Below are 26,850 nucleotides of genomic sequence, written 5' to 3' on the forward strand. Positions count from 1 at the left end.
TCGAAATCAAACTTTGTGGGTTAAAGGCCAGTGGGCTGGACCACCACCCAATTGACCAGGGCAATCAGCCCCAGAACAAACAACAATGCCACACCGATGGCCACACCAATGATGTGGAATGGGTTGAGCTTTTCAATGTCTTGCTGGTACTCGGAATTCTTGCGAAGCCCGACAAATGACCACAACACGGCCTGAATGGTGCGCAGCCAAGAAGTTTTGCGAACAGGCGTGGTCATGAACCCCATCCTGTCTTGACCGGCAAGGTCTGCACTGCAGCTGCCAACGGCGCTGTCGGTGCTGCAGGTGTCTTGCCACCGACCTCAAAGAAGGTGTAGGACAGCGTGATGGTCGTCACATCTTTGGACAACTTGGGGTCGATCACAAAGGCAACGGGCCAAGACTTCTTTTCACCGGGCTCCAGGGTGTACTGGTTGAAACAGAAACACTCGAGCTTGTTGAAGTGATTGGCGGCTTGACGAGGTGCGTAGCTCGGAATGGCTTGAGCCGCCATTCGGCGGTTTTGCACATTCTGAAACTCATACATCACGGTGCTCAGTTCACCGGGGTGAACCTGCATGGAACGCTTTTCAGGCTTGAATTCCCAAGGACCACGCACGTTGGCATCAAATTCGACGGTGATGGTGCGCGTGGTGTCGACCTGGCTGTTTCGCAAAACCTCAGCCGCTTTGCCTGCTTTGGCATTGCCGGGAATTTGCGTTTCAGAAATGGACAGGATGTTGATGCCTGTCATTTCACAAATGGCCTTGTAGATGGGCACCAACGCGTATCCAAAGCAGAACATGCCTGCGGTCACCACCGCCAGCTTGCCCACCATCTTCAGATTTTCACCACGCAGGTTCATCTTGGGTCTTTCAGGAATTCAAGAGCAACAACTTGGCCACAAAACCAATCAACACAGCGCACGCAACCGAAGCCAGGATCAAGCCCAGGCGCACGTTGCTTTTTCTTTGTTCAGGTGTCATGGCCATGTCCATCAACCAATCACGCGGGTTGCTGTAGCGTCCAGCTTGGGTGGGTTTTCAAAGGTGTGGAATGGTGCGGGCGATGGCACTTCCCATTCCAGGCCTTCGGCGGCTTCCCAAGGCTTTTGTGGGGCCTTTTCGCCCTTGCCCATCATGCCGGGCAGCACAACAAACACGAAGAAATACACCTGAGCAAAACCAAAGAAGAAGGCACCCACCGAGGCGATCATGTTGAAGTCGGTGAACTGCATGGGGTAGTCAGCGTAACGACGTGGCATACCGGCCAGACCCAAAAAGTGCATCGGGAAGAAGGTCACGTTGAACGAGATCAGGGACCACCAGAAGTGGATTTTGCCGCGTGTCTCGCTGTACATCACACCAGTCCACTTGGGAGCCCAGTAGTAAAAGCCTGCAAACAAAGCAAACAAGGAGCCCGCCACCAACACATAGTGGAAGTGAGCAACCACGTAATAAGTGTCTTGCAACTGGATGTCGATAGGAGCCATCGCCAGGATCAGACCGGTGAAACCACCCATGGTGAACACGAAGATGAAGCCCACAGAGAACAACATCGGGGTTTCAAACGTCATGGAGCCACGCCACATGGTCGCGATCCAGTTGAAAATTTTCACAGCGGTCGGCACAGCGATCAACATTGTGGCGTACATGAAGAACAACTGGCCAGTCACAGGCATACCGGTCGTGAACATGTGGTGAGCCCACACGATGAACGACAAAATAGCGATGGACGAAGTGGCATACACCATGGAGGCATAGCCGAACAACTTCTTGCGAGCAAAAGCAGGCACGATCTGGCTGATGATGCCGAAGGCCGGCAAGATCATGATGTACACCTCAGGGTGACCAAAGAACCAGAAAATGTGCTGGTACATGACTGGGTCACCACCACCCGCGGGGTTGAAGAAGCTGGTGCCGAAATGGCGGTCTGTCAATGTCATGGTGATCGCGCCAGCCAACACGGGCATCACAGCAATCAACAAGTAAGCGGTGATCAACCATGTCCAAGCGAACATGGGCATCTTCATCAAGGTCATGCCAGGAGCGCGCATGTTCAAGATGGTCACGATGATGTTGATCGAACCCATGATGGACGAGGCACCCAGGATGTGCATGGCAAAAATACCAGCGTCCATCGATGGACCCATTTGCAGGGTCAAAGGTGCGTACAAGGTCCAACCCGCAGCTGGTGCGCCACCGGGCATGAAGAACGAACCGACCAACATGGCACCAGCAGGGATCATCAGCCAGAAGCTGAAGTTGTTCATGCGGGCAAAGGCCATGTCAGAGGCACCAATTTGCAAAGGCAGCATCCAGTTCGCAAAGCCCACAAAGGCCGGCATGATCGCGCCAAACACCATGATGATGCCGTGCATGGTCGTGAACTGGTTGAACAACTCAGGATTCACGATTTGCAGGCCAGGCTGGAACAGCTCGGCACGGATGCCCAGCGCAAGCACGCCACCAATCATGAGCATGGCAAAACTGAACAACAGGTACAAAGTACCAATGTCTTTGTGGTTGGTGGCATACACCCAACGACGCCAGCCCGCAGGCGCCTGACCGTGGTCGTCATGGGCGTGATCGTGATGGTCTAGAACGGCACTCATCTTGATTTCCTTTGATTTGAATACGGTACGGCTTATTTGCGAGCGGCCAAAACTTCAGCCGGTTGCACGATTTGCCCGGTCTTGTTTGACCAGTTGTTTTTGGTGTAGGTAATCACAGCAGCGATTTCGGTATCAGACAACTGTTTCCATGCGGGCATGGCGCCATTGTTCTGACCGTTCAACATCACTGCGATTTGCTTGGATTTGTCAGCGTCAAGCACGACCGCAGAACCGTCGATCGCCTTGATCGCGCCTGCACCTTTGCCGTTGGCTTGATGGCAAGCCGCACAATTGGCAGCATAGACTTTTTCACCACGCTTGGACAAATCGTCCAAGGCCCAGACCTTGGCAGGATCATCTGCTTTGGCGGCTTGTTTTTTCTTCTCAGTATCCACCCAAGCGGCGTAGTCAGCAGCAGACAAAACCTTCACATGAATGGGCATGTAAGCGTGCTCTTTGCCGCACAGTTCTTGGCACTGACCATAAAAATCGCCGGTTTTTTCAGCACGGAACCAAGTGTCCCGAACAAAACCAGGAATGGCGTCTTGCTTGATACCGAATGCGGGGACTGCAAACGCGTGAATCACGTCGTTGGCAGTGGTGATCACACGCACTTTTTGTCCCACAGGAACCACCAGAGGATTGTCTACTTTGAGCAGGTAATCGTCGCCTTCGGGCTTACCAGCATCGGACATGGCTCGCTGCGACGAATCCAGTGTGGAGATGTAACTCAGGCCCTCGCCCTCGCCTTTGATGTAGTCGTAACCCCACTTCCACTGGTAGCCAGTGGCCTTGATGGTCAGATCAGCGTTGGTGGTGTCCTTTTGAGCCACCAGCACTTTTGTTGCGGGCAGCGCCATCAAAATCACAATCAGGAAAGGCACGGCAGTCCAGATCACTTCCACCGTGATGGATTCTGTGAAGGTAGCGGGCTTGTGGCCAACAGACTTGCGGTGCTTCCAAATGGAATAAAACATCACCGCAAACACAGCAATGAAGATCACTGTGCAAATGATCAACATGAACCAATGCAGCCAATGCTGCTCTTCGGCAATTTTGGTTGCTGCAGGGGCAAAGTTGAGCTGATTGACAGCTGGGCCGCCCGGCAGATCGTTGACCGCATAAGCCGCAGTGGCTGCCCACGCGCCTGCAAAAATGCCCGCGCGGGATAGCAGCGAAGCCAATTGGTTGGAAATATTCTTCATGGTTCTCACTAACTTCCAAGACACTGTTGAACTCACACCTCTGACAAACCGGGTTTTATCCCATTTGCCGCGAAGCATCACGCAGAGCGCAATGCCTTTCTGATTTCTCGCGCCAAAACCTGACGCAACTCGGGCCGTACAAAACGCCCCACCTCGATGGATCGACCTTGGCCCGACAACTCGATCAAGCTGTGGTCACCGGATTTGGGTTCTACCCTTACCCATTGACGCTCAAATTCTGCCCGCTCAAGACGGCCAGCAGATTCACACTCGACCACCAATTGGCCACCTTGGATCAAAATTTTTTCACCATCAGTGGCGTGCCGTGCATAGATCAAAAAAGCCACGCCGACCACCGCAATCTCAAAACCCGCAAACGCTAAAACCAGCGTTGCACCCAAATACCAAAAAAACAAACCAATTCCGAGAGAAAAGACACACAAAGACAAGTAAAACCAACCGAGCTGGGCCGGTGTTACCGAGCAATTGCGCCGAAGCTGCCAATGAATGGCATGTCCCGTCTCTTGAGCAAACTGATACGTTGGATTTGACACGCGTCAACTTTCAATAAACTAACACGCTGAAAGGCTGAAAATGCCTCTGAAACGGGCGGATTTTACCCGAGAACAAAGGGTGTTTTGATTCAACTCAAACTTTGTCCGGTATCCGTGGCCTGTTGCGCAGCATTTGCTGCATCTGCTCAAGGTCGATGACCGCGTGCGAATGGACGGGAATGCGGGGCGATGGCTTGAGGGCATGCCCGTACACAATTTCAAATGTCAGCGTCAAGCGGCCGCCTTCCTCAGGACGTGCCAGCATCATCAACGCTTGATTCAGTTGATCCCGCCAGCGCCGTCCCCTCAAACCTTGAAACCGCTGAACATTCAGATTTCGCCCCCAACTGCGCAATTCGGCCAGCATGCGCTGCGGGCTTTCATAGCTCAAAGTCATGCGCTCCATGTCCATCACCGGCTCAGCAAAACCCGCCTCCACCAGCATGTCCCCCCAATCGTGCATATCGGTGAACTCATGGGCAGGTTCTGGCCACCCATGCTGGGCGTAAACATGTCGCAACTCACGCAAAGTATCCGGGCCCAAACAAGAAAACATCAAAAAACCATCCACAGCCAAAGCTCTGTGCCATGCTTTCAGCAGGTTTTGTGGCTGTGCTGAAGTGTGCAATTGCATGTTGGCCCACAACATGTTCGCCTGGCCGTCTGGCGGCAAGCCGTGCTTCAGGCGGGGTCCAAACCATCGTTTGGCGTGCCACCATTTGCCTTGCAGGACTTGTTGGGCCACCCAACTTTGCTGGGGCTGCTCGCTGCTGACCCAAGCTTGCGCTTTGGGGTAGCGCCTTTGCAAAGCCTCATGCGACTGCAACCCGCCCTGCAAAGGCCCCCAATGGACCCATTGCGTCGGCTGAAGCTTGATGAACGCCAATCTCTCTTGCATGCGAGAGGCCACCTCTTCGTGCAACCAAGGCGACAAAAGCGCCGCAGAGTGCGCAGACCATCGGGCAGCGGCAATGGGGTCCAACGAGGGGGGGCATTCAGGTGCAGACATGGCCATGACAAGGTAAATAAAAGACCTCAAGCACAGAACAACAATGTCCACTTGTGATCAGGGGCTCGGGGAAGTATATTGATTTCATGAGGTTCATACGGTATCCACATGTCCGTGCAATGGTTGAAAGGTTCAAACCAAGTCGCCTATGGCAGGCCCTGCCCAGTTGTTGTGCCATCTGTCATCGCTGGCCCCAAGCGTCTTTGTGCGAGATGTGCATCAGCCGCTTTGCGCAGCCTCGGCACCGCTGCCTCAGCTGTGCCTTGCCATTGGTTCACCCTCATCCTCTTTGTCAGCTCTGTCTGCGCAACCCACCGCCCTTGACGCTTTGTCTCGCCGCCACCAGCTACGAATGGCCTTGGGTGGATCTGATTTCTCGCTTCAAATTTCAGCACCAAGCAGGCTGGGACCGGCCTTTGGCCACCCTGATGCTCAGTGCGCCTGGTGCCGATGACGCATTGGACGCAGCCCACTGGATTTTGCCCATCCCCCTCTCAAAGCAACGTTTGGCCGAACGCGGCTACAACCAAGCTTGGCTTTTGGCACGTCAGCTTGACGCCGGTAAAGCCGATGCCCACTTGCTGCTGCGCACGCGCGACACGCTTTCGCAGCGGACCTTACCCCGGACAGAACGATTGGCCAACTTGGTGGGTGCGTTTGCGGTTGATCCCCTGCGAGCCTCTGTGCTGCGCAACAAAAACGTTGTCTTGATCGACGATGTCATGACCACAGGCGCCTCACTCAATACCGCAGCACGGGTGCTACTTCAAGCGGGTGCAGCCCAAGTCAGCGCCTTGGTCTTGGCACGAACCGAGGCAGCCGTTGAGTCTTGATACAGGCACAATAGCTGCCATGTTTCATATTGTCTTGGTTGAGCCCGAAATCCCCCCAAACACCGGCAATGTCATCCGCTTGGCAGCCAACACCGGCTGCACACTGCATCTGATCGAACCCCTGGGGTTTTCGATGGACGACAAACACATGCGCCGAGCAGGTCTTGATTACCACGAGTACGCCGAATTGCGCCGCCATGCCGACTGGACCTCTTTTTTGCGCAAGGAACAGCCTGCGGTCGAACGCATGTTTGCTCTGACCACGCGCGGCAGCCGTGCCGCGCATGGGGTCAATTTTGCGCCAGGTGACTGGCTGGTCTTTGGCTCGGAAACACGAGGTCTCGCTCCCGAGCTTCGCGAGCAATTTTCACCCCATCAACGAATCAAGTTGCCCATGCTGACGGGGCAACGTAGCTTGAACTTGTCCAATGCCGTGGCTGTGACCGTCTTTGAAGCCTGGCGGCAAAACGGTTTTGGTGGGGCCAGTGCATGACCCGGCTGAGAAGGCCTGGTCAGGCGTAAATGCGAACCAAGGACTCGGCAGCGCAAACCGGCTTGTCGATGCCCTCACGCTCTACGGTCACATTCCATTGCAATTGCAAGCCATTGCCTTCAATGGGTGTGGCTGAATGCAAATGCAAATGGGCCCGCAAGCGACTGCCGACCGGCACAGGGGCCATGAAGCGGACCTTGTTCAGCCCGTAGTTCACGCCCATGCGTGCCGAAGACACCACGATGGTCTTGTCGAAAAACTGAGACAACAAGGACAGGGTCAAAAAACCATGTGCAATGGGTGCCCCAAACGGTCCCTGTTTGGCCCGTTCGACATCCACATGGATCCATTGATGATCACCCGTGGCCTGAGCGAACTGATTGACTTGCTCTTGAGTGATCTCCACCCATTCAGTCGCCGCCACATCTTGACCCACACAATCGGCCAATTCGGCCAAAGTCTCAAATTTTTTCATGTCGATGACTTTAGGTAAATCAAGGCAACAAGGGTGTCGGGCAAGTGACAAGGCCTTGGCTCTGCTTCAGACATTTGAAGTCAAGAATGGCCATCCCAAGCTTCTTGCCGCATCTTCAAAAGCTCGCCTCTGAGGCGAGCCAACTCGGCGCGGTAATTTTCAGCGTCACCGTAATCGGAAAATCCATGGTAGTGAGCATGCGCCTGCATTCTGCGGCGAGCGTGTTTGATGGGGCACCAGTATTTTTCGGTCAAACCAACGACTTCCCGGCAATAGGCGATCAGTCCATTGCCATAAGAACAGTAGGCGCAATTGATCTTTTCGAGCCAATTCAAATAAGCCAAATGATTTCGGTCATAGACAAAATATGCCGATCTCTTGACACGGGGAATCCCACACAAGGGAAAGCAAATCCACTGATAGACCGTGACAAAGACATCCATCAGCAGCATCGGTAACAACACGGGGTAAATGAATGGCACGCACAAGACATGACGCCACTCTGCGGTCAATACATAGGCAAACAAGCCCTCTTTGAAGCGCTTTTGCTGAGCCAATACTTCCTCTTCAAAGCGCACTTTGTGCTCTTCAAAGTCCGCCTTCCACTGTTGACGTCGACTTTTTGCCTCTTGTTCAATGGCCGCTTCCAGTTGTTGAATACGGTCCAAAAATTCTTGGATTTGTGAGTTCATGGATACTCCTTGAACGACATTGAAGGGCCATCATTTTTTGTCTCGGTGCCCTAAAGGGGTTGCATCAGTGGCCTTTGTGGGTCAAATGTGCAACCAGGGTATGGCACTGCGTTCACCATACCACCAGTCGCTGCACAGGCCTTGTCTTGACAAACAATCACTGGCTGTCGCAAGACTGGCTTGTGGATCCTCCTCCTGGGGTACATGGCCCCATTGATCCAACACCTGAATTTCACTGTTCACAATATCGCGGTGAAAAAAGCAGGCATTGCTTGCAGGAATCAGTTGACCCCGCCCTCCCCACAAAATCAAGGTTGATTGACGGATTTTGGGGATCTCCTGCGCACGGGTGCCATGGCTAACTTGCAGCATGCGTTGCGGCAAAGCGGCACGCTTGCCCTTGCGCAAAACCAATTCAAAAAAGCGATCCATGAGCTCTTCGCTCACTCGGCCTGACTCACCCTACACACTTCGCACACTGCTCAACACCACTCGGCGCGGCGATGCTTCAAACGCAAACGTTCAGCCCAACCTTGCCATGTGTGCAAACTGTCGGATGTGCCCTGCAGCATGAGCAAAGGCATGGGATCATTAACAGGCCCCTCAGCCCTGATGTGCAGCTGCATACCTTAGAACTCAACAAATTCCGATGGCGGCTTTGCCCATCGCTCTGACTACTTTTGGACAGACCGATCCGGCGTCAACAAAAAGAGTCCCCAGCCAGTGGCCAAAAGAAGAATGAAAGAAAACCCAAAAAATTTCAACTTTTTAGTTTTCATATTCCAAGACTCCGCTTCAAAATTAGCCACAGGCACAGACAGGCGGCACAATGATGCTCCAAAGCGCAGTCCGTTGGATTTGCCGATGCTACTAAAATCCAATATCAATCCCCACCATTGAACGAGCCCTTGTCCCTCCAAAAAACCAACACACTGCCGCAGCACATTGCCATCATCATGGATGGCAACAGACGCTGGGCCAAAAAACGTTTCATGCCTGCCGCATTGGGCCACGCTGCAGGCGCCAAACGCGTGCGAGACATCGTTAAAGCATGCGCAGAAATCGGCATTCCTCAACTGAGCTTGTTTGCTTTCAGCACCGAAAACTGGAAACGACCAGAAGATGAAGTCAGCAGTCTCATGAATTTATTCATGACCTACTTGAAAAATGAAATCAACAACATGAACACCAATGGTGTGCGCCTGAAAGTGCTTGGAGATACCGACAGGTTTTCGACACCCTTGCAGGAACTGATTGCCATGGCTCAAGAAAAGACTGCAGGCAACACAGCAATAACCTTGAATGTTTGCGCCAACTATGGGGGCCGATGGGACATGATCCAAGCGGTTAAAGCTTGGCGTTTGGCAAATCCAGAAGCATCAATGGACCTTTTGACCGAAGAGGCCTTGTCTCGATTTCTGTCCACTGAAAATGCCCCCGAAGTCGATCTGTTGATTCGCACCGGTGGAGAATCCCGGATCAGCAACTTCATGCTTTGGCAAGCAGCTTATGCCGAAATGTTTTTCAGTGAGGCGCTTTGGCCAGACTTTACAACCGATCAACTGGACAAGGCCATTGAGTGGTTCAAAACCCGGGATCGGCGTTTTGGATCTTCAGCACCACTATAAAGAAACGGGCTCATTCTTTTGAATGAGCCCGCTGGCTTGCATCTGATGCAGCCACGATCAAAATGGCTGCGTTTGATTCGAACAAAATTAATAATTCTGTCAATTATGGCTTGGTTTAAAAAACCCAAACCACCTCGATCAATTCAAGCAATGACGTAGGGCGTACGGTCTTTGCCTTCAATCCACTTGGGGGCTTTGCCGCGACCTGTCCAAGTTTGACCTGTTGCGGGATCGCGGTATTTGGCGGCCACTTTGCTGGTGGACTTGACCGCTTGTGATTTGGTGGTACGGCCAGGAAACACGTCCTGTGCCGTCAATTCATACTCACTGACCAGTTCACGGATTTTGGTAACGGCGCTAGAAATCTCATTTTGGCGAGCTTGGGCAATGGCTTGCTCGAGGGCTTCACGTTGTTGCAATAACTCTTTGTATGATTGGGTCATGATGGTTTCTCAGTGAAATAATCTGCGAATATACAGCAAAAATTGAGCTTTTTAAAACAAGGTCGGGATCGTTTTTTGATTACGCTATAAATGTCACAACCTTAATCTTTTACTTCTTGAAATCTCCTCCAATTTCCAATGTCATGGTTTTACACGGCGTGTCTGTTCGAGCTCCGTGGGGTCACCATGTTTTACAAAATGGCTTCATGACAACCAAGACTTCATTCCTCTTTTTTCAAGCAAAGGCACGCCATGGCTGTTTACTGGGCAGGTGACATTCAAGGCTGCAATGCGCCTTTAGGCCGTTTGTTAGAAGAAGTGGATTTTTCACCAAGCCGTGACCAATTGATTGTTTTGGGCGATTTGGTCAACAGGGGGCCAGACTCAGCTGGCGTTTTGCGGCGTTTGATGGCCTTGCAAGGCAGTGTCCAGTGTGTGTTGGGCAACCATGATTTGCATGCCTTGGCTGTGGCATTTGGCTTCAGTCGAACCAAGCGACTCGATACGCTGGATGAGTTGATGAACTCACCCGACCGGGATGTTTTGATCCACTGGCTCCGCCAACAACAGCTGGCACTGTGGTCACACGAGGTGCTGTCGGTTCATGCCGGAGTTTTGCCGGACTGGACCTTGGCGCAAACATTGTCTTTGGCAGACGAGGTGCAGTCCGTGTTGCGCGGACCCGATTTGACTTATTTTTTGGCCCATATGTACGGCAACGAGCCCAACACATGGTCCGAGGATCTGACAGGACTGGCTCGCTGGCGCGTGGTGGTGAATGCCTTGACGCGGCTGCGCTTTTGTTCAGCCCAGGGGGCCATGGAATTTGCCACCAAAGACAGTGCAGCAAAGGCTCCTGAGGGTTTCATGCCCTGGTTTGATGTACCGGGTCGGCGCACCAACGACATCACCATCGCATTTGGTCACTGGTCGACCTTGGGCTGGCAAGAACGCAGCGACATTTGGGCATTGGACACCGGTTGCGTCTGGGGTGGCTGCCTGAGCGCCATGCGACAGGATGAAAACGGCCAGCGCCAACGTGTTCAGGTGACTTGTGAGCAGGCGCAAACACCGCATTGACTGGCGTCAGTTCGGCTGCCCCTTCAGTCTGGGGCTTGCGCTCAACCTGCGGGCTTGAGCAAGACCACCAGCGCCCCGGCTCCGCCTTCGGCCGGTTTGGCCTGAACAAACGCCATGACTTGGTTTTTTTGCACCAGCCAGCTGTGGACTTTCGATTTGAGCACAGGTGTTTTACCGGGAGACCCCAAGCCTTTGCCGTGCACCACACGCAGGCAACGCATGCCCTGGCGGTGCGCCAAGCGAATGAATTCGGACAAGGCCAAACGAGCTTCATCGCTGCGCAAACCATGGAGGTCAATTTCCCGCTGGATGGACCATTCCCCTTTGCGCAGCTTGTGGATCACATCTCGGCCCACGCCTGGGCGGCGAAAGCTCAAGGCGTCATCGGTGTCAAGCAAGGTGCTCGCATCAAATTCGTCGCTCAGACAATCGCGCAACACCGCTTCGTTGTCCAGCTGGCGTTGGTGTGCAATGGGAGCAGGTCCCGGTTTTTCCAAACTCACCATGCTGGGTGTTGGCAGACGCTGAACGCTGCCCACAGCACGTACAAACAGGTTTTTTTCAGCCTCGCGCTGTTGGGTGGCCAAGGCTTGCGCCGCAGCCAAAGCCTGGGCTTGTGCGTGGGCATGGGCCAGCTGTTGGCGCACCTGTTTCAGGTCTTGCAGTGCAGTGATTTTCATGGTCGCTTCTAGCAGGGCGTTTTTGGGCGTGCTCGGCACACCGTGATGGTGAAAGTGGACAAGTGGGGCGGATGGCACAGCAGTTCAAATGGGCGTCAAACGCCCCGGTTGCGCATCCAATCGGCGGTTTTGAAAAAACTGGCCCCCAAGCGCTCACGCAGCACCGGGTCGACGTCCAACTCGCTCATGGCCTGGTCCATGCAAGCGAGCCACTGGTCGCGCTCGAGCACACCAATCGAGAACGGCATGTGCCGCATGCGCAAACGCGGGTGGCCAAAGCGCTCGGTGTAATGCTCGGGCCCGCCCAGCCAGCCACACAAAAACCAAAACAGCTTGTCGCGGGCACCGTCCAAGCTGCTGCCGTGCGCATCGCGCAGTGCCTTGTAGCCGGGCTCCATGTCCATCAGGTCATAAAACCGGTCAGACAGTGCACGCACAGCGGCTTCGCCACCGATCCAATCAAAGGGCGTGTCAAACGGGGGCTTTTCGTCGATGTTCATAGCGGTGGATTGTGACGTGTTGCGAAGGGCCCTGACCCGGAAAGATCACTGCCCGGCTTGCCGCAAAGTCTGCACCACCGGCTGGCGCAACACCCCGGCCAGGCTCAAACTGCCCGCGCCCCAGGCCAACAAGGCCCCGGCAAGGCCTCCAGCCAAAGGGGCCCACAAAGGCGGCTGCCAGGCGAATTCGAAGGCATAACGGGCCAAAGCCCAGCCCACCACCAGGGCCATGGCACTGGCCATGAAGCCCGCCAGCCAGCCAATGCCCAGCAGCTCGGTGCGCTGAACCTGCGCCAGCAGGCTGCGGCCCGCACCCAGCGCCCGCATGATGGCGTATTCGCGCTCACGCGCCTGGCGGCTTGCGCCCACGGCGGCCAGCAACACCATCAGGCCTGCAGCCAAGGTGAAGGCAAACAAGAATTCCACGGCCCGGATCACCTGGTCCATGACCCGCTGCACCTGCGCCAATGTGCTGCGCATGTCCACACTGGTGATGTTGGGGAAAGCGTTGACCATGGCATTTTCAAAACCGGGCACGCCCTCGGGTGAGCGGAAAGCGGCCATGTAGGTCATGGGCAAGTCGGGCATTTTCGAGACTGGAAACAGCATGAAGAAATTCGCCCGCATCGACGCCCAATCCACCTTGCGCAAAGAGGTGACCCGTGCCTCGTGCGGCTGACCGGCAATGTCAAAGCCCAGGCGGTCACCCAATTTCAGACCCAGCGCTTGGGCGATGCCCTCTTCCACACTCACGCCGTCAGCCTCCTCGGGCTGCCAGCGCCCGGCCACCAAGGGGTTGTGGTCCGGTAAAACGGCACTGTGCGAAAGGTTGATTTCACGGTCCAACAAGCGTTTGCCCCGGTCGGCCATCAGGTCATCGGGGCCGATGACACGACCATTGATGGCCACCAACCGCCCCCGGATCATCGGAAACCAATCGGGCGACTGCACGCCCGCCTTTTGGAGGTGCGCCAAAAAGTCCTGGGCTTGCTCAGGTTGCACGTTGATGACAAAGCGGTCGGGGGCATTCACCGGTGTCGCCTGACGCCAGCTCGCGATCAGGTCGGTGCGCAGCAAGACCAGCAAAGCCAGCGCCAGCAAACCCACCGACAAAGCACTGACCTGCACCACCGCAAACACCGGCCGCGCCGCCACCTGCCGCGTGGCCAAGCGCAGCCAGCGCGGGGCCGACTCGTCGGGCACCACCCGGCGCAGCAAAAACAAAGCCGCCGCCGCCAATGCGGCAAACACCAAGAGCGCCACGGCAAAACCACCCACCGTGATGAGACCCAGCGTCAGGTTGCGGCTGACCATGAGCAAGGTCGCGGCAAAGCCCAGCAAACCCATCACCAGCACCAGGCCCGAGCGCACCTGCACGCTGCCCAGGTCGCGACGGATCACGCGCAGCGGTGGCACCTTGGCCAGCTGCAACACGGGCGGCAGGCCAAAAGCCACCAGCAGCGTCAAGCCCATGGCCAGCCCCATCAGCGCGGGCTGCAGCGTGGCACCGGGCAAGTTGGCATCGACCAGACCGGCCAGCAACTGCACAAAACCCAAGTGCACGCCATAACCGGCCAACACCCCCAGCACACTGGCCACCAGGCCAGCACCCAGAAATTCCAAGCCATAACTCAATGTGAGTGTGCGCTGGCTTTGCCCCAAAACTCGCAGCAAAGCACAGGCATCCAACTGCCGCTCAGCAAAGCTTCGGGCCGCCAAGGCCACCGCCACAGCGCACAGCAAGGCGGCCAACAAGGCCACCAGGTTCAAAAATTGGGAGGCGCGATCCAGGGTCTGGCGCATCTCGGGGCGACCGCTGTCCAGCGACTCGACTTTCACGCCGCGCACCTCGGGCTTGTCGACCTCTGCCTTCGCCCAGGGCAAAAACTGGCCCACGGCCGCATCGCTGCCCGCCACGGCCATGCGCCAGCTCACGCGACTGGCCGGCTGCACCAAACCGGTAGAGGCCAAATCGGCCATGTTCATCATCACGCGTGGTGCAAAAGCCATGAAACCCGCGCCCCGGTCGGGCTCTCGCGTGATGGTGGCGCCAATGCGCAAACTGCGCTCACCCAAGCCCAGCATCTGGCCGACTTGCACATTCAAGGCTTCGAGCAAGGCCGCATCGACCCAGACTTCGCCCTCGGGCGGGATGCTGGCCGCGTTTTGACCTGCGATTTCCAGACGGCCGCGCAAGGGATAACCCGGCTCCACCGCTTTGAGGGCCACCAAACGGGTCGCGGGTGGCGCAGCACCGTCCGGCGCGTTCATGGCCCGCGCCATGGTCGGAAAACTCACATTGGTGTTGCTCTGCAAACCGGCATCACGGGCCTTTTGCACAAAGGCATCGGGCGTGCGCTGGTCGCTCACCACCACCGCATCGCCCCCCAACAGCTGACGCGCATCGCGCCACAAGCCCGACTGCATCCGATCAGCCAGAAAACCCACCGCTGTCAAGGCAGCAACCGCCAAGGCCACCGACACCATCAACAGGCGCAACTCTCCCGCCCGCAAATCGCGCCACAACTGGCGAGCACCCAGCTTCAAACCATGCATCCAGGATTGATTGTTCATCCCCTGACCATAACCGAGGGACGAAGGTCTGACAGGGCTGGGGGCTTGGCCACAAGCGAATGGGGCCCACAAAACAAAAAACCCGCAGTCGTGAAACTGCGGGTTTTGTATTTGGTGGTGATAGGTGGATTTGAACCACCGACATCAGCATTATGAATGCTGCGCTCTAACCAACTGAGCTATATCACCTAAATTTTTTTAACGTTGCCGTCAAACCCAAAATTATACACAAATTTTTTCGCGTTTTCGTGCCACTTCGCGCAACAATTGACAGATGAGTATTCAAGCCAAGCAACCCGCACAAACCGAGCATCAAGCGGCCACGCAAGCCGCTCAAATCATTTGGCAACATTGGCAATCTGATCAAGTGTTGATCACCCTGCCCATGAACTGTCGTCCTGTGAATGCTCAACAAGGCTACGCCGCCCAAGCCCAGCTGCCTCTCGTTTCCGGGCGCAGCGTGCTAGGCTGGAAAATCGCAGCCACCAGTGCGAACGGGCAAGCCCACATCAACGTGAGTGGCCCCATGGCCGGGCGGCTGTTGTCGGGTCAGGTGTTTGACAACGGGGCCACCGTGCCGTCTGTGGGCAACCGCATGCGGGTGGCCGAGCCGGAATTTGCCTTTGCCATGGCGCAAGACCTGCCGCCACAAGCCGCACCCTACACCCAGCAACAAGTCATGGCCGCCGTGGCCACTTTGCACCCCGCCCTTGAAGTGCCCGACTCGCGCCTGGACCCTTTTACTGCAGCGGGCGAAGCGCAACTGCTGGCCGACAACGCCTGCGCACGCCACTTTGTGCTGGGCCCGGCCGCGCCCGATCTCTGGCGCGACCTGGACTTGAGCACCTACCCGGTGCACGCCCGGGTCCAACACGGCAGCACGCTCAAGTACACCCGTGACGGCACAGGCGGCAACGTGCTGGGCGACCCGCGCATTGCTCTGACCTGGCTGGCCAACCAGCTGTCAGACTTGGGCATCACGCTGCAAAAAGGTCAGGTGGTGACCACCGGCACCTGCATGGTGCCGCTCGAACTGGCGCCCGGCGACAGTGCCAGCGCCGATTACGGCCCACTGGGCTGCGTGAACATGATTTTTTCGGAGACTTGAACCATGACAAAACCCCGTTTGGCCCTGATCGGCACGGGCGGCACCATCGCAGGCGCGGCCAGCGCTGCCTCGGTCAGCACCGACTACCAACCCGCCAGCCTGAGCCTGGCCGCTGTGGTCGACACCGTGCCCGAGCTGCGTCAGCGTTACGACATCGAGGTCACTCAACCCATGCAATTGGCCAGCTACGACGTGCGCCCCGAGCACTGGCTGGACCTGCATGCCGCTGTGATGAAAGCCGTGCACAACCCCGATGTGGTGGGCATTGTCGTCACACACGGCACCGACACGCTGGAAGAAACCGCGACCTTTTTGCACCTGAGCGTGGACACGCACAAACCCATCGTGGTGGTGGGGGCCATGCGCCCGGCCACCGCCTACTCGGCCGATGGTCCAGCCAATTTGCTGGACGCTTGCAGTGTGGCCGCCTGCCCTGGTGCACAGGGCAGGGGCACGCTGGTGGTGATGAACGGCCGGATTCACTCGGGCCTGTGGGTGGGCAAACGCCATGTGAGCAGCGTAGAAGCCTTTGACAGCCCTCTGGCCGGTGCCGTGGGCGAGGTGGCCGACCAAGCAGTGCAGTGGTTTCGCGCCGCCGCACGGGCCCCCACGGTGGCTTGGCAAACCCCCGCCAGCTGGCCAAGGGTGGACATCGCCGTGGCCTATGCAGGGGTGGACGAGACCGCGATGCGGGCCTTTGTGGCCGCCGGGGCGCAGGGCATTGTGCACGCAGGTCTGGGCAACGCCAACACGCCCACGGCTTACCGCGCCTTCATCCAATCACTGCCCGCCCAAGGCGTGCTGGTGGCCCGTTGCGCCCGATTCATCACCGGCAGCGTGACGCGGGCCAGCGTGTACGCCGACGCGCAGTACGGGATTTTGACGGCAGGCCCCTTGCCACCGCACAAAGTGCGCATCGTCATGCTGCTGGGTCTGGCACACGGCATGGACGGTCCCGCCATTCAAGCTTGGATCGACCAGATATTGCTGGCGGCCTGAAAGCCCATGCTCAACGCTGGCGTTGGCTCCAATAGAGTACCGTGCCGCTGACGCTGGCCATGACCATCAGGCCGACAAAACCGGCCCGGTAGGTGCCAAACAAGCCCGACAAGGCCCCAAACATCGGTGGCCCCACCACCACACCCAAAAACGTGAAGGCCAAGGTGCCGCCTGTGGCCATGCTGGCCATGCCAGCGGGTGCACGACGCGCCACCTCAGCCAAGTACACGCCGTTCCAGCCAATGGCCGATGCACCAAAGGCCACCAAAATGCCAATCACAACACTTTGCGGTGTTTCTGGCGTCAAAAAGGCCGAGGCCAAAGCCCCCAAGGCCATCATGCTGGCCAACAGCAGCAGCATGCGACGTGCGCCCAACCATCGGTCGGCCACATACCCCCAGGCAATGCGCCCACCAATGCCCCCGATTTGTGTGGCCGACAAAGCCAGGCCCGCTGCAACCAAACCATAAGACAGGTCATCGTGCAAAAAGGTCACCAGGTAAGTGGTCAGCGACAGCTGAACCATGGAAAACATGAACGAACAAGACGCCATGGTGAGCAAAGCGCGGTGCGCCAACACCAGCCGGATGGGCTGGATCAGGCTGCGCCATTGCACCAGCGTCTCTGGCCGACGGTCACCGTCCAGCTCGGTGCGCAAAGCTTGTGACACCCAAGCGCAGAGCACACACACCACCGCCACAGCGACCAAGCTGGCCTGCCAGTTCATGACCAGCAGCAAAGGCGGGACGATGGCACCGGCCAACATGCTGCCCAAGGGCACGCCTGTTTGCTTGAGCGAAAACACCAGCGACATGCGGTCTTTGGGCGTGGTCCGCGCCAGCAAATGGGAACTGGCCGGGGTGATCGGGCCGTAACCCAAACCAATCAACACCGCCCCCAGCACCATGGCCGGAAACCAAGGCACAGCGCACAGCAACAAACCCAAGGCGCACAAGATCAACCCCCATTGGCTGACTCGGATGGCCCCCAGACGGGCCACCGTGGCGCCCCCCATCAAGGTGGACACCATGGCCCCGGCATAGGTCACTGACACATACAAACCCACCAAAGCCGGAGAGACTTGCATGGCCTCCGCCACCACCGGTGCCATCACTGGCAAGGTGAGCAAGGCCATGGCCACCATGGCCTGGATCACCAGGGTCAACAGCAAAGGCCACCAATTTTTCATCAATTCATCTCCCGTACAGGCGAGAGGGACACCTCATGGCCTCAACACCATCGCATGCGCTCAGTTGGCTTTCACACCCGCCTTGATCAACAAACCACCCAGCGTGTCGATTTCGTTTTTCAGGTGCGCACGCAAGGCCTCGGGACGGGCCAAGTCAGCAGACACCGCAGAGATGCCCATGGCCTCCAAACGCTGGCGCACCTCGGGATCACTCACCGATTTTTGCAAAGCCCCCGTCAACTGATCCAGCACAGGTTTGGGCGTGCCTTTTGGCGCATACAGCCCAAAGGAAATGTTGATGTCAAAACCTTCTACACCCGCATCTGAAATGGCGGGAACTTCGGGCAGTTGCGGCAGGCGGGTCTTGCCCGCCGAGGCATAGGCCTTGATCTTGCCCGTCTTGACCGAAGGCACGGTGCCCGAAGTCTGGTCACACAAAAGGTCCACCTGACCGCCCATCAAATCGGTCAAGGCCGGACCTGTACCCTTGTAGGGAATCTCATTGAGCTTGACGTTCAAGGCGTTCATCATCATCAAGCCACAAAGGTGCGAGGCCGATCCGACACCCGCATGCGCAAGACTGACCTTGGCCGCATTGGCTTTGAGGTAGGCCACAAACTCGTTGAGGTTTTTAGCCGGGAAATCGTTGCGTGCCACGATCACCATGGGGCCACTGGTGGCCCGGCCAATCGGCTCAAAGTCATCCACCGGGTGGTAAGGCAGGCTTTTGTACATGGCCTGGTTGGTCGCATGGCTGACGTGGATCATCAGCAAGGTGTAGCCGTCGGCTTTGGCACGGGCCACCTTGGCGGTGCCGATCGAGCCCGAAGCGCCTGCGGTGTTGTCCACCACGATTTGCTGACCCAAATGCTTTTGCATGGCCCCCGCAAACACACGCGTGATGGTGTCGCCCGGGCCGCCCGCGGCATAAGGCATCACCATGGTGATGGCACGGTTGGGAAAGTCTTGTGCCCAGGCTTGCAAAGCGCTGGCTGCAAGCAGCATGGCCAAGCCCGTGCGGATGAAACGAATGGTCATGGGTGTCTCCTTTTGTGAACGCCGCAGTGTGACCGATCAGGCCAACAAACGCTGGCGAATCTCCAGAGGGCTCAACACCTGCAAGGGTTCAGCACCGCCGCCGGGAATGCCCACTTGCGTGGCGTTCAGCAGCATGGACACCATCACATAGGTGCCCGACAAGACCGTGAGGTCCACCACCGCCTGCTCGCCCATTTGGGTCACAGCCTCGTGCCAAAGCGCATCGGGCACGCGGTGGTTGAGAGACAGTTGAATGCAGAAGTCATACACCAGGCGCTCGTCGTCTTGCATGCTGGTCGGCCGTTGGCACAGCTGCAAGTCACGCATCACCGCATCAGACAAGCCTGCTTTGCGGGCAATGATTTCGTGTGCCCACCACTCATATTGCGCATTCGAAATGCGCGCCTGAATCAGGATGGCGAATTCATTGAGGCGTTTGTTGACCGAGGTCTTGAAGCGCAGGTAATCCAGAAAATCAAAGGCACGCCGGGCCATGTCCGGGCTGCGCAACAAGGCGTTGTAGGGTCCGCCCAGCGCGGCACTGGAGACCTTGAGGATGTCGTCGGCCAAAGGCTTCACCTCGGCGGGCAAATCGTCATAGCGGATCTGGGCCAATCGTTCGGTCATGAAGGGTTCCTGAGAAAAAAGATGAAATTCATTGGCAAGAGGACAAGCGTCTGTTCGGCGGTCTTGAACAACAGCCTGGCTGTGAGCAAGCGGCGAACGTAACAACAAAGCACGCCCCCCTGAGTCACACACATGACTGGCAAGCGGCCCCAGCCAGGTCGGGTCTGGGCGACACTTGAACGGGTTGGGGACGTGGGCATTGGATGCTGGGCTGCTCTAACCTTTAACCCTCACGCCTTTAACCATCACGCTCTTTGACCTTCACCCCCTTTGAATGGAATGCTCTCATGCTGAAATTTTTCTTCAACGCCGCACCCAACCCCATGAAGATCGCCCTGCTGCTCGAAGAGCTGGGCCTGCCTTTTGAAGCCGTGCCGGTGGACACGCGCAAGGGCGAGCAATTTGTATCCGCCTTTTTGGCCGTCAACCCCAATGCCAAAGTGCCCGCCATCACCGATGGGGACGTGACCGTCTTCGACAGCAACGCCATCTTGCTGTACCTGGCCGACCGCGAACAAAAGTTTATGCCAGCGATCGCTCAAGCCAAAGAGCGTGGCGCGGCACTGTCCTGGCTGCTCTTCATCGCCAGTGGCATTGGCCCGTTTTCTGGCCAGTCGGTGCACTTTCGACATGCCGCCCCCGAGCCCAAAGAGTACGCCCTGAACCGCTACGACTTTGAAGCCCACCGCCACTGGACGGTTTTGGAAAAACATTTGTCGCACAACACCTACATGCTGGGCGAACACTACAGCGTGGTGGACATGGCCCTGTGGGGCTGGGCCCGCATGCTGCCTTATGTGCTGGGCACGGGCGACGCCACTTGGACGCAATACCCCCACATCAAACGCCTGCTCGATTTGGTCAACGCCCGCCCGGCGGCTCAGCGTGCCGAGGCCTTCAAGACGAAATACACATTCAAGACCGAGATGGACGCGGACGCCAAGAAGTTCATGTTTCCGCAAAACGAACGGCTCAATCAAGGCTGAACTTCGGCGATTCACCCCACGCGGCGCAGGGCACAACAGTGTCCCCGTGCGGGGGTTTGAACGCTCCCCTCAGTGGCGGAACCAGCGCATGGACAAGCCCATGGCCAGCAACACGAACACACCCGCCAGCGCCGCCATCAGGGCGCTGATTTCGGTATCTCGACGCTCCAAGGTGAACTTGGACGACAAGTGCTGGTAAATCATGGCCAAGTCATTGGCGTTGGTCGCCCTGAAAAACTCCGCACCTGTGGTCTCGGCCACCTTTTGCAAAGCTTCTTCATCGACCTTGGCGTAAAAAGAAAAGCCTTCGAAGCCCGGAATGAAGCCATTCGGTGTACCAAAGGCCACGGTGTAGACACGCACACCTTTGGAGGCAGCCCACTTGGCCACCTCGACCGGATCAGGCCCGGTGGTGCGGCGGCCATCGGACAACAAGATCACGGCTCCGGCCGTGTACGAGCCCACTGGCACCGACTTGGGAGACTCAGAAGCTGCAGGCGCAGAACGCTGGTCCAGCGAACGCCCAGCCGAGCCACCGCCTTGCGCGGTCAGGCTGCCCGACTTGAACTCTGCACCGTACAACACCGACTCCAAATCAATGGCCGATTCGGGCAGCAAGGTGTTCAGGGCGACCAGCAAGCCGCTGCCGGTGGCCGTGCCGCGCTGCAACTGAAAGCCATCAATCGCGGCCAGCAAAGCTTCTTTCTGGTCCGTCACGCCCTGCACCAGCTGCGCATTGCCCGCAAAAGACACCACAGCCACACGCACATGACCGGGCAGTTCCTGAAGAAAAGATTTGGCCGCCTGCTGGGCCGCAACGATTCGGCTGGGCGGCACGTCTTCGGCCAGCATGCTGCGCGACACGTCCATCGCCAGCACCAAAGTCAGGTAGTCCGCTGGCAAGGTGATGCGCGCACTGGGCCTGGCCGTGCCCAGCAGCACCAGCGTCAAGGCACACAACAGCAAAGCAGGGGGAATGTGTCTGCGGATGCGGTGTCCGGGACCCAATGCAGGTCGAATCAAGTTCAAACTGGAGTAACGCACCACCTCGGTGCGTTTGCGGCGCAAAGCCCGGATGTACCCCACCACCAACAGGGGGATCAACAGCAATAGCCAAAGCAGCTCGGGCCAGATAAAGTGCATGTTGTGTGGCGTGCAATGAAGTCAGGTCACTGTATCACCGAAGGCCCCCACAACGATGAAACGCGCCGCACTCTACAGCCGAAAGCCTTCAGCACAAGGGACTCACCAACTGCCTGCAACAGAAGTAGCGGCGGTCGTCACCCCTTCAGCACCCTCGGCTTCCCGCAGCGCCAGCCACATCCATCAGCGCTTGCAGCGTCTTCCGCTTTGGACCACTTTGTTGCTGTGCGCCTTGCTCAGCGCCACGCTGACTTGGGCCCTGACCCGGCAGGTGGGTGCGCCGCAGCGGCTGACCCAAGACGACATCAACGCGGCGGTGCTGCACACCCTGAACACCCAAGAGCTGCCATCGCGGGCCGCCCGTGCCGCGCAGTTGATTGCACCCTCCGTGGTGCGTGTGCACACCCAGGACGAAGACAAGAAAAACCCCAAAGGCGAGATGCAAAACACGGGTGTGGGCTCGGGTGTGGTCATCTCGGAAGAAGGCGTCATCCTGACCAACTTGCATGTGGTGCAAGGCGCCAAACGCATCCAGGTCACTTTTGCCGATGGCACGGAATCGGAAGCGCTGGTGATCGGCGTGCAACCCGAAAACGATCTGGCCGTGATCAAGGCCAAGCGCCTGCCCGATGACCTGCAGCCCGCCACGCTGGGCAGCAGCCAGAACCTGCAACCCGGTGACGAAGTGGTGGCCGTGGGCTTTCCCTTTGGCATTGGTCCCTCCGTCTCGGCCGGTGTGGTCTCGGGCCTGAACAGGTCCTTCGGCTCCGAGGGTAAAACCATGATGCGCGGCCTGATCCAGGCCGATGCCGCTGCCAACCCCGGCAACTCGGGCGGGCCGCTCATCAACATGGCCGGCGAGGTGGTGGGCATCGTGACCGCCATCCTCAATCCCACCTCGGCCCGCACCTTCATTGGCATCGTGTTTGCCGCCACCATTGAAAGCGCGGGCGGTGGCATGGGCGTGTCGCCGTTTTGAATTTTGATGACCCCAGCAATCTTGAAAGGCTTTGTGCATGAACCCCTCTGAATTGGCATGGAACCAGGGCCAGACGCCCCAAAGCGCTGGCGTCAACGCCCCTAACGCCGCGCTGATGGAACGCGTGCTCTACGAAGTCAAACGCGTGGTGGTGGGGCAAGACGCCTTCCTCGAACGCATTTTGGTGGCCATCCTCGCGCAAGGCCACTTGCTGATTGAAGGCGTGCCAGGGTTGGCCAAAACACTCACCGTGAACACGCTCGCCAAAACTGTGAGTGGCAGCTTCAAGCGCATCCAGTTCACGCCCGACCTGCTGCCCGCCGACTTGGTGGGCACCCGCATCTTCAACCCCAAAACAAGCGAGTTCAGCACCGTGCTGGGGCCGGTGTTTGCCAACTTGTTGCTGGCCGACGAAATCAACCGTGCACCCGCCAAAGTGCAAAGCGCCCTGCTCGAAGTCATGCAAGAGCGGCAAGTGACGATTGCGGGCGAAACCCATGCGGTGCCCCGCCCCTTTTTGGTGATGGCCACACAAAACCCGATCGAAACCGAGGGCACCTACCCCTTGCCCGAAGCGCAGGTGGACCGCTTCATGATGAAGGTGCTGGTGGGCTACCCCACCGAGGAAGAAGAGTTCGTGATCGTGCAGCGCGTGACCGGCATGCCCGCCACCGCAGCAGCCGTAGCCGACACCGCACAACTCATGGCGCTGCAAGCACAGTGCCGCCAAGGCTATGTCGACCCGGCCCTGGTGCAGTACGCCGTGAAACTGGTGGCCGCCACGCGCGACCCCGTGCGCTGTGGCTTGCCCGAACTGGCGCCCTATTTGACCTTTGGTGCCAGCCCCCGCGCCACCATTTCCCTGATCGAAGGGGCCCGTGCGCTGGCCTTCTTGCGCGGTCGCCCCTACGCCCTGCCGCAAGACCTGATCGACCTGGTGCCCGACGTGCTGCGCCACCGCCTGGTGCTGTCGTACGAAGCCTTGTCCGACGGCATGACGGCCGATGCGCTGATCCTGAAAATCCTGCAGGCCGTGCCCGCACCGAGTCACCCCCTGGACCGCCATGTTCAGCTGGCTGCGCAAGAAGCGAACTGAGGCCACGGCGGCCGCTGACAGCGGCCAGCCCCAGGCTGTGGTGTCTGACACACCTAGCGCAAACACGCCATGGCCCAATGCAGCGCAATGGCTGCAAAGGCTGGAATGGACCGTACTCAAACGGCTCGACGGCCAGCTGCAAGGCGACTACCGAAGCCTGTTTCGCGGCAGCGGCCTGGTGCTGGCCGATCTGCGCGAATACCAAGCGCACGACGACGTGCGCCACATCGACTGGAACGTGACCGCCCGCATGCAAACACCGTATGTGCGCGAACACCAGGAAGACCGCGAAATCGCCGCTTGGTTTGTGGTCGACTTGTCGGCCTCGGTGGCGTTTGGCTCGGGCCCGACCAGCAAGCGCCAATTGGCCTGCAGCATCGTGACCGTGCTGTCCAAGCTGCTGTCACAACACGGCAACCACGTGGGCCTGATGCTGTTCACCGGGCAAGACCGAGCCCACAGCGTGGTGCCCGCACGCTCTGGCAGGCGGCATCTGCTGCACATCGTTCACCAGATGCTGCAGGCGGGTCAAAACCAAAACCAAAACCAAAACCCAAGCCAAGCCCAGGCCGTGCAGACCAGCGCGCTGGGGCCATGGTTGATGCAGGCTCAGTCGGTGCTCAAACGCCGCTCGGCGGTGTTTGTGGTGTCCGACTTCATCAGCCCACCCGGCTGGGAAAAACCGCTGGCCCAGTTGGCCCGGCGTCATGAAGTGGTGGCCGTGCGTCTGCGCGACCCGCTGGAGATGGCCTGGCCCGACAACACCGGCATGCTGCTGGTGCAAGACGCGGAGTCGGGTGAGCAGCTGCTGGTGGATGGCAACGATGCGGCTTTCCGACAGCGTTTTGCACAACATGCGCAGGAGCGTGAAGCGGCTTTGCTGAGCAGCCTGAGCCAAGCCGGTGTGGACTGCCTGGAGCTGAACACCGACGAAGCTCTCGACCAGGCCTTGCTGCGTTTTGCACAACTGCGCAAACGCGCCAGCCAGTTGAGCACCGGTGGCCGTGCAGCCCCTTTGGGCAGCCAGCGGCCCGTTCAAGCTGGAGGTGTTCATGCTTGAATGGCATTCGATTCAGTTCGTCTGGCCGAGCCTGCTGTGGCTGCTGGCCACCTTGCCGCTGTGGCTGGGCGTGTACATCGCTTGGCAGCGCCGTGGCGTGCAGCGGGCATGGCCCTCGGCCAATATGAACACCGGTGCGACCAACATCCGCTTCACGCGACACGCTCCGGCGCTGCTGGTGCTGCTGGGTCTGGGTGGCTTGCTGGTGGCGATCGCCAGGCCCCAGGCCATCTTGCTCTTGCCCAGCCGCATAGACACCGTGATGCTGGCCATCGACAGCTCGGGCAGCATGCGGGCCGGCGATGTTCAACCCAGCCGCATCGAAGCGGCTCAGGCGGCAGCCAAAAGCTTTGTGCTGGGGCAACCTGGCCAAGTCAAGTTGGGCGTGGTCAGCGTGGCGGGTGCAGCGGCCTTGGTGCAAGCCCCCACCGACCAGCGCGATCTGGTCATCCAGGCCATCGACCAACTCAGTCTGCAGCCGGGCTCTGCCCTGGGCAGCGGCATCGTGATTGCGCTCCATGCCATGCTGCCCGGCTCAGGCTTGGACGTGCGTGGTCTGATCGACGGCGAAACCACGCCGCCAGCCTCGACGGGTACACCTCTGGGTGGACCCAAACCGGCCCCAACCGGCCCAGCATCGGGCACCGCGCCCCTACGGCCAATCAGCCTGCCCAAAGTGCCCCCCGGCTCCAACACCGCAGCAGCCATCGTTTTGCTCAGCGATGGCCAAGGCAATGCGGGGCCAGACCCCATCAAAATGGCGCAGGTGGCCGCCGACCTGGGGGTGCGTGTCTACACCGTGGGTGTGGGCACAGCGCAAGGCACCGTGCTCAAAGCCCAAGGCATGCAAATGCGGGTCAAGCTGGACGAGACCAGCCTGAAAAAAATCGCCGAGATCACCAAGGCTGAATACTTCAGCGCCGACAACCGCCAGGACCTGCTGCAGATTTACCAATCCCTGAGCAGCAAGATCGTGCTCAAAAAGCACCGGCGTACCGAGATCTCCGCTTTGTGTGCCTTGCTGGGCATGCTGCTGGTGTCCTGGGGCTGCGCCTGGGCCTGGTGGCGTCATGGGCGGATCATTTGAACCCGCCGATGCAGGACAAAACACCTCGCTCAAGGTTTAAAGTTCGGTCATGAACCTGACTGGCGGATGGCATTGGCACTGGCGCGCTTGGCGATCCCAAGCACACTGGGCGAGCGCGTCTGCACAAATCGCCGACTGGTTGACGGCGCAAACCATGCCACGCCAACAGCTGGTTTTATTGGGCGCCAGTGCGGGCTGGATGTTGCCCACCGACTGGCTGGCGCAATTTGACGAGGTTCACGCCTGGGACATCGACCCCTTGGCCGCGCCCTTGTTTCGCTGGCGGCACGGTCGGCACTTGCAAAGACAAGGCACGCGCCTGCACCTGCACACGGGCGATGGCTTGGCCCAATTGAGCGAATGCACCCAGGCCATGCCAGGGGCCTTTTTCTGGTTCGACAACCTGCTGGGACAGTTGAGGTTCACCCACGAACCCCTGGATGCGGTCAGCCGCCGTTTGCGATCGCTGCAAAAAACCTTAAAACATGTCGCTTGGGGCAGCGTGCATGACCGCATGTCTGGTCGCACCCTGCCGGGCACCGCGATGCCTGTGTCGCGCCAGGGCCTGGCCAGGGTGGCCATGGAGACTGCCGAAGGGCAAGCCTGGCTACAACAGCTGGGGGCCATCAGCCCCTGGCTGGACCATCTGACCGAACCGGTGTTGCCTGCAGGCACCCCGGTACAACACACGGCCTGGCCCTTCAAGCCAGGCTATGCGCACTGGCTTGAAATGGGCTGGTGCCCCGCCCGAACCTGAAGCT

At 58.3% G+C, this 26,850-nt stretch carries 30 protein-coding genes and 1 tRNA gene; 12 read left to right on the top strand and 19 right to left on the bottom strand.

Annotated features, from left to right (window positions below):
* Positions 1-20: 20 nt before the first annotated feature.
* From AMM41_RS10640 to AMM41_RS10665, 7 genes are all read right to left on the bottom strand, one after another.
* Positions 21-236, bottom strand: coding sequence for a DUF2970 domain-containing protein (locus AMM41_RS10640; RefSeq protein WP_089957402.1), 216 nt, complete (start codon positions 234-236; stop codon positions 21-23).
* Positions 233-862: a cytochrome c oxidase assembly protein gene (locus AMM41_RS10645; RefSeq protein ID WP_089957404.1), complete on the bottom strand. Its 630-nt coding sequence runs from the start codon at positions 860-862 to the stop codon at positions 233-235. Before AMM41_RS10645 ends, AMM41_RS10640 begins: the two co-directional genes overlap by 4 nt.
* A 10-nt stretch (positions 863-872) precedes the next feature.
* Positions 873-983 (bottom strand): cytochrome oxidase small assembly protein, encoded by a 111-nt coding sequence (locus tag AMM41_RS22260; protein ID WP_228769228.1) that lies wholly within the window; start codon positions 981-983, stop codon positions 873-875.
* Between the two features lie 11 nt (positions 984-994).
* The gene (gene ctaD, locus AMM41_RS10650; protein ID WP_089957407.1) at positions 995-2,611 is read right to left on the bottom strand and encodes a cytochrome c oxidase subunit I; all 1,617 of its coding nucleotides are present in this window, start codon (positions 2,609-2,611) and stop codon (positions 995-997) included.
* A gap of 32 nt (positions 2,612-2,643) precedes the next feature.
* A complete protein-coding gene (gene coxB / locus AMM41_RS10655; RefSeq protein WP_089957409.1) occupies positions 2,644-3,816 on the bottom strand; it encodes a cytochrome c oxidase subunit II in 1,173 nt (390 codons plus the stop codon).
* Positions 3,817-3,893: 77 nt separating this feature from the next.
* Complete coding sequence (locus AMM41_RS10660; RefSeq protein ID WP_089957410.1) at positions 3,894-4,370, bottom strand: DUF2244 domain-containing protein; 477 nt, start codon at positions 4,368-4,370, stop codon at positions 3,894-3,896.
* A 94-nt stretch (positions 4,371-4,464) separates the two neighbouring features.
* The gene (locus tag AMM41_RS10665) at positions 4,465-5,379 is read right to left on the bottom strand and encodes a class I SAM-dependent methyltransferase (protein WP_089957550.1); all 915 of its coding nucleotides are present in this window, start codon (positions 5,377-5,379) and stop codon (positions 4,465-4,467) included.
* 320 nt (positions 5,380-5,699) lie between these two features.
* Here AMM41_RS10665 and AMM41_RS10670 point away from each other — a divergent pair, with 320 nt between their 5' ends.
* Together AMM41_RS10670 and trmL are read left to right on the top strand one after the other, a co-directional pair.
* On the top strand, positions 5,700-6,212 hold the full coding sequence (locus AMM41_RS10670; RefSeq protein ID WP_368664970.1) for a ComF family protein: 513 nt from the start codon (positions 5,700-5,702) through the stop codon (positions 6,210-6,212).
* Positions 6,213-6,231: 19 nt separating this feature from the next.
* A complete protein-coding gene (gene trmL / locus AMM41_RS10675) occupies positions 6,232-6,705 on the top strand; it encodes a tRNA (uridine(34)/cytosine(34)/5-carboxymethylaminomethyluridine(34)-2'-O)-methyltransferase TrmL (protein ID WP_089957416.1) in 474 nt (157 codons plus the stop codon).
* Positions 6,706-6,724: 19 nt separating this feature from the next.
* Here trmL and AMM41_RS10680 read toward each other — a convergent pair whose 3' ends face one another.
* The 3 genes from AMM41_RS10680 to AMM41_RS10690 form a co-directional block, all read right to left on the bottom strand.
* A complete protein-coding gene (locus tag AMM41_RS10680) occupies positions 6,725-7,180 on the bottom strand; it encodes a MaoC family dehydratase (protein WP_089957421.1) in 456 nt (151 codons plus the stop codon).
* Between the two features lie 80 nt (positions 7,181-7,260).
* Positions 7,261-7,872: a hypothetical protein gene (locus AMM41_RS10685; RefSeq protein ID WP_089957424.1), complete on the bottom strand. Its 612-nt coding sequence runs from the start codon at positions 7,870-7,872 to the stop codon at positions 7,261-7,263.
* 81 nt (positions 7,873-7,953) lie between these two features.
* Positions 7,954-8,304 (bottom strand): alpha/beta fold hydrolase, encoded by a 351-nt coding sequence (locus AMM41_RS10690; RefSeq protein ID WP_089957427.1) that lies wholly within the window; start codon positions 8,302-8,304, stop codon positions 7,954-7,956.
* Between the two features lie 464 nt (positions 8,305-8,768).
* On the opposite strand from AMM41_RS10690, the gene uppS reads away from it, so the two are divergent.
* Positions 8,769-9,500 carry a polyprenyl diphosphate synthase gene (gene uppS / locus AMM41_RS10695; protein ID WP_255350441.1) on the top strand — a complete coding sequence of 244 codons (732 nt, stop codon included), beginning with the start codon at positions 8,769-8,771 and terminating at the stop codon, positions 9,498-9,500.
* A 143-nt stretch (positions 9,501-9,643) separates the two neighbouring features.
* Here uppS and AMM41_RS10700 read toward each other — a convergent pair whose 3' ends face one another.
* Positions 9,644-9,943 carry an H-NS histone family protein gene (locus tag AMM41_RS10700; protein ID WP_089957430.1) on the bottom strand — a complete coding sequence of 100 codons (300 nt, stop codon included), beginning with the start codon at positions 9,941-9,943 and terminating at the stop codon, positions 9,644-9,646.
* Between the two features lie 252 nt (positions 9,944-10,195).
* Between AMM41_RS10700 and AMM41_RS10705 the strand changes: the two genes are divergently transcribed.
* A complete protein-coding gene (locus AMM41_RS10705) occupies positions 10,196-11,023 on the top strand; it encodes a symmetrical bis(5'-nucleosyl)-tetraphosphatase (RefSeq protein WP_089957432.1) in 828 nt (275 codons plus the stop codon).
* A gap of 41 nt (positions 11,024-11,064) precedes the next feature.
* Here the strand turns inward: AMM41_RS10705 and AMM41_RS10710 are convergent, their stop codons facing one another.
* From AMM41_RS10710 to AMM41_RS10725, 4 genes are all read right to left on the bottom strand, one after another.
* The gene (locus tag AMM41_RS10710) at positions 11,065-11,703 is read right to left on the bottom strand and encodes a Smr/MutS family protein (RefSeq protein WP_089957557.1); all 639 of its coding nucleotides are present in this window, start codon (positions 11,701-11,703) and stop codon (positions 11,065-11,067) included.
* 95 nt (positions 11,704-11,798) lie between these two features.
* A complete protein-coding gene (locus tag AMM41_RS10715) occupies positions 11,799-12,203 on the bottom strand; it encodes a group II truncated hemoglobin (RefSeq protein ID WP_089957435.1) in 405 nt (134 codons plus the stop codon).
* A gap of 45 nt (positions 12,204-12,248) precedes the next feature.
* Positions 12,249-14,777: an ABC transporter permease gene (locus AMM41_RS10720; RefSeq protein ID WP_089957438.1), complete on the bottom strand. Its 2,529-nt coding sequence runs from the start codon at positions 14,775-14,777 to the stop codon at positions 12,249-12,251.
* A gap of 112 nt (positions 14,778-14,889) precedes the next feature.
* Positions 14,890-14,966 (bottom strand) — tRNA-Met (locus AMM41_RS10725).
* Between the two features lie 85 nt (positions 14,967-15,051).
* Between AMM41_RS10725 and AMM41_RS10730 the strand changes: the two genes are divergently transcribed.
* Positions 15,052-15,885 (top strand): 2-keto-4-pentenoate hydratase, encoded by an 834-nt coding sequence (locus tag AMM41_RS10730; protein WP_089957441.1) that lies wholly within the window; start codon positions 15,052-15,054, stop codon positions 15,883-15,885.
* 3 nt (positions 15,886-15,888) lie between these two features.
* On the top strand, positions 15,889-16,884 hold the full coding sequence (locus AMM41_RS10735; protein WP_089957444.1) for an asparaginase: 996 nt from the start codon (positions 15,889-15,891) through the stop codon (positions 16,882-16,884).
* A 10-nt stretch (positions 16,885-16,894) separates the two neighbouring features.
* Here AMM41_RS10735 and AMM41_RS10740 read toward each other — a convergent pair whose 3' ends face one another.
* Genes AMM41_RS10740 through AMM41_RS10750 form a run of 3 tightly spaced genes read right to left on the bottom strand, consistent with a single transcriptional unit; the run spans position 16,895 to position 19,738 of the window.
* The gene (locus AMM41_RS10740; RefSeq protein ID WP_089957447.1) at positions 16,895-18,073 is read right to left on the bottom strand and encodes an MFS transporter; all 1,179 of its coding nucleotides are present in this window, start codon (positions 18,071-18,073) and stop codon (positions 16,895-16,897) included.
* A 60-nt stretch (positions 18,074-18,133) separates the two neighbouring features.
* Positions 18,134-19,111, bottom strand: a complete 978-nt coding sequence (locus tag AMM41_RS10745; protein WP_228769229.1) for a tripartite tricarboxylate transporter substrate-binding protein — start codon at positions 19,109-19,111, stop codon at positions 18,134-18,136.
* A 36-nt stretch (positions 19,112-19,147) separates the two neighbouring features.
* Entirely contained in the window at positions 19,148-19,738 is a 591-nt protein-coding gene (locus AMM41_RS10750) for a carboxymuconolactone decarboxylase family protein (protein ID WP_089957450.1), read from the bottom strand.
* 287 nt (positions 19,739-20,025) lie between these two features.
* Here AMM41_RS10750 and AMM41_RS10755 point away from each other — a divergent pair, with 287 nt between their 5' ends.
* Complete coding sequence (locus AMM41_RS10755) at positions 20,026-20,724, top strand: glutathione S-transferase family protein (RefSeq protein ID WP_089957453.1); 699 nt, start codon at positions 20,026-20,028, stop codon at positions 20,722-20,724.
* Positions 20,725-20,793: 69 nt separating this feature from the next.
* Here the strand turns inward: AMM41_RS10755 and AMM41_RS10760 are convergent, their stop codons facing one another.
* The gene (locus AMM41_RS10760; RefSeq protein ID WP_089957455.1) at positions 20,794-21,867 is read right to left on the bottom strand and encodes a VWA domain-containing protein; all 1,074 of its coding nucleotides are present in this window, start codon (positions 21,865-21,867) and stop codon (positions 20,794-20,796) included.
* Positions 21,868-21,922: 55 nt separating this feature from the next.
* On the opposite strand from AMM41_RS10760, the gene AMM41_RS10765 reads away from it, so the two are divergent.
* From AMM41_RS10765 to AMM41_RS10785, 5 genes are all read left to right on the top strand, one after another.
* On the top strand, positions 21,923-22,846 hold the full coding sequence (locus AMM41_RS10765) for a S1C family serine protease (protein ID WP_089957458.1): 924 nt from the start codon (positions 21,923-21,925) through the stop codon (positions 22,844-22,846).
* Between the two features lie 115 nt (positions 22,847-22,961).
* Complete coding sequence (locus AMM41_RS10770) at positions 22,962-23,942, top strand: AAA family ATPase (RefSeq protein ID WP_089957564.1); 981 nt, start codon at positions 22,962-22,964, stop codon at positions 23,940-23,942.
* Positions 23,911-25,002, top strand: a complete 1,092-nt coding sequence (locus AMM41_RS10775) for a DUF58 domain-containing protein (protein ID WP_089957460.1) — start codon at positions 23,911-23,913, stop codon at positions 25,000-25,002. The genes AMM41_RS10770 and AMM41_RS10775 overlap by 32 nt, the downstream gene beginning before the upstream one ends.
* Positions 24,995-26,089 carry a VWA domain-containing protein gene (locus AMM41_RS10780; protein WP_089957463.1) on the top strand — a complete coding sequence of 365 codons (1,095 nt, stop codon included), beginning with the start codon at positions 24,995-24,997 and terminating at the stop codon, positions 26,087-26,089. Before AMM41_RS10775 ends, AMM41_RS10780 begins: the two co-directional genes overlap by 8 nt.
* A 49-nt stretch (positions 26,090-26,138) precedes the next feature.
* Positions 26,139-26,846: a hypothetical protein gene (locus AMM41_RS10785; protein WP_089957466.1), complete on the top strand. Its 708-nt coding sequence runs from the start codon at positions 26,139-26,141 to the stop codon at positions 26,844-26,846.
* Positions 26,847-26,850 lie beyond the last annotated feature (4 nt).

The organism is Limnohabitans sp. 2KL-3, from assembly GCF_001269405.1.
Lineage (GTDB): Bacteria > Pseudomonadota > Gammaproteobacteria > Burkholderiales > Burkholderiaceae_C > Limnohabitans_A.

Excerpts from the sequence above, each read along its gene's own strand:
- AMM41_RS10680 (WP_089957421.1), bottom strand. The coding sequence starts at position 7,180 with ATGAAAAAATTTGAGACTTTGGCCGAATTGGCCGATTGTGTGGGTCAA.
- AMM41_RS10690 (WP_089957427.1), bottom strand. The coding sequence starts at position 8,304 with ATGGATCGCTTTTTTGAATTGGTTTTGCGCAAGGGCAAGCGTGCCGCT.
- AMM41_RS10760 (WP_089957455.1), bottom strand. The coding sequence starts at position 21,867 with ATGCACTTTATCTGGCCCGAGCTGCTTTGGCTATTGCTGTTGATCCCC.
- AMM41_RS10745 (WP_228769229.1), bottom strand. The coding sequence starts at position 19,111 with ATGACCATTCGTTTCATCCGCACGGGCTTGGCCATGCTGCTTGCAGCC.
- AMM41_RS10780 (WP_089957463.1), top strand. The coding sequence starts at position 24,995 with ATGCTTGAATGGCATTCGATTCAGTTCGTCTGGCCGAGCCTGCTGTGG.
- AMM41_RS10765 (WP_089957458.1), top strand. The coding sequence starts at position 21,923 with ATGAAACGCGCCGCACTCTACAGCCGAAAGCCTTCAGCACAAGGGACT.
- AMM41_RS10645 (WP_089957404.1), bottom strand. The coding sequence starts at position 862 with ATGAACCTGCGTGGTGAAAATCTGAAGATGGTGGGCAAGCTGGCGGTG.
- AMM41_RS10750 (WP_089957450.1), bottom strand. The coding sequence starts at position 19,738 with ATGACCGAACGATTGGCCCAGATCCGCTATGACGATTTGCCCGCCGAG.
- trmL (WP_089957416.1), top strand. The coding sequence starts at position 6,232 with ATGTTTCATATTGTCTTGGTTGAGCCCGAAATCCCCCCAAACACCGGC.
- AMM41_RS10710 (WP_089957557.1), bottom strand. The coding sequence starts at position 11,703 with ATGAAAATCACTGCACTGCAAGACCTGAAACAGGTGCGCCAACAGCTG.
- coxB (WP_089957409.1), bottom strand. The coding sequence starts at position 3,816 with ATGAAGAATATTTCCAACCAATTGGCTTCGCTGCTATCCCGCGCGGGC.
- AMM41_RS10715 (WP_089957435.1), bottom strand. The coding sequence starts at position 12,203 with ATGAACATCGACGAAAAGCCCCCGTTTGACACGCCCTTTGATTGGATC.
- AMM41_RS10775 (WP_089957460.1), top strand. The coding sequence starts at position 23,911 with ATGTTCAGCTGGCTGCGCAAGAAGCGAACTGAGGCCACGGCGGCCGCT.
- AMM41_RS10740 (WP_089957447.1), bottom strand. The coding sequence starts at position 18,073 with ATGAAAAATTGGTGGCCTTTGCTGTTGACCCTGGTGATCCAGGCCATG.
- AMM41_RS10720 (WP_089957438.1), bottom strand. The coding sequence starts at position 14,777 with ATGAACAATCAATCCTGGATGCATGGTTTGAAGCTGGGTGCTCGCCAG.
- AMM41_RS10755 (WP_089957453.1), top strand. The coding sequence starts at position 20,026 with ATGCTGAAATTTTTCTTCAACGCCGCACCCAACCCCATGAAGATCGCC.
- AMM41_RS10665 (WP_089957550.1), bottom strand. The coding sequence starts at position 5,379 with ATGTCTGCACCTGAATGCCCCCCCTCGTTGGACCCCATTGCCGCTGCC.
- AMM41_RS10770 (WP_089957564.1), top strand. The coding sequence starts at position 22,962 with ATGGAACGCGTGCTCTACGAAGTCAAACGCGTGGTGGTGGGGCAAGAC.
- AMM41_RS10640 (WP_089957402.1), bottom strand. The coding sequence starts at position 236 with ATGACCACGCCTGTTCGCAAAACTTCTTGGCTGCGCACCATTCAGGCC.
- AMM41_RS10785 (WP_089957466.1), top strand. The coding sequence starts at position 26,139 with ATGAACCTGACTGGCGGATGGCATTGGCACTGGCGCGCTTGGCGATCC.
- AMM41_RS10705 (WP_089957432.1), top strand. The coding sequence starts at position 10,196 with ATGGCTGTTTACTGGGCAGGTGACATTCAAGGCTGCAATGCGCCTTTA.
- AMM41_RS22260 (WP_228769228.1), bottom strand. The coding sequence starts at position 983 with ATGACACCTGAACAAAGAAAAAGCAACGTGCGCCTGGGCTTGATCCTG.
- ctaD (WP_089957407.1), bottom strand. The coding sequence starts at position 2,611 with ATGAGTGCCGTTCTAGACCATCACGATCACGCCCATGACGACCACGGT.
- AMM41_RS10735 (WP_089957444.1), top strand. The coding sequence starts at position 15,889 with ATGACAAAACCCCGTTTGGCCCTGATCGGCACGGGCGGCACCATCGCA.
- AMM41_RS10685 (WP_089957424.1), bottom strand. The coding sequence starts at position 7,872 with ATGAACTCACAAATCCAAGAATTTTTGGACCGTATTCAACAACTGGAA.
- AMM41_RS10730 (WP_089957441.1), top strand. The coding sequence starts at position 15,052 with ATGAGTATTCAAGCCAAGCAACCCGCACAAACCGAGCATCAAGCGGCC.
- AMM41_RS10700 (WP_089957430.1), bottom strand. The coding sequence starts at position 9,943 with ATGACCCAATCATACAAAGAGTTATTGCAACAACGTGAAGCCCTCGAG.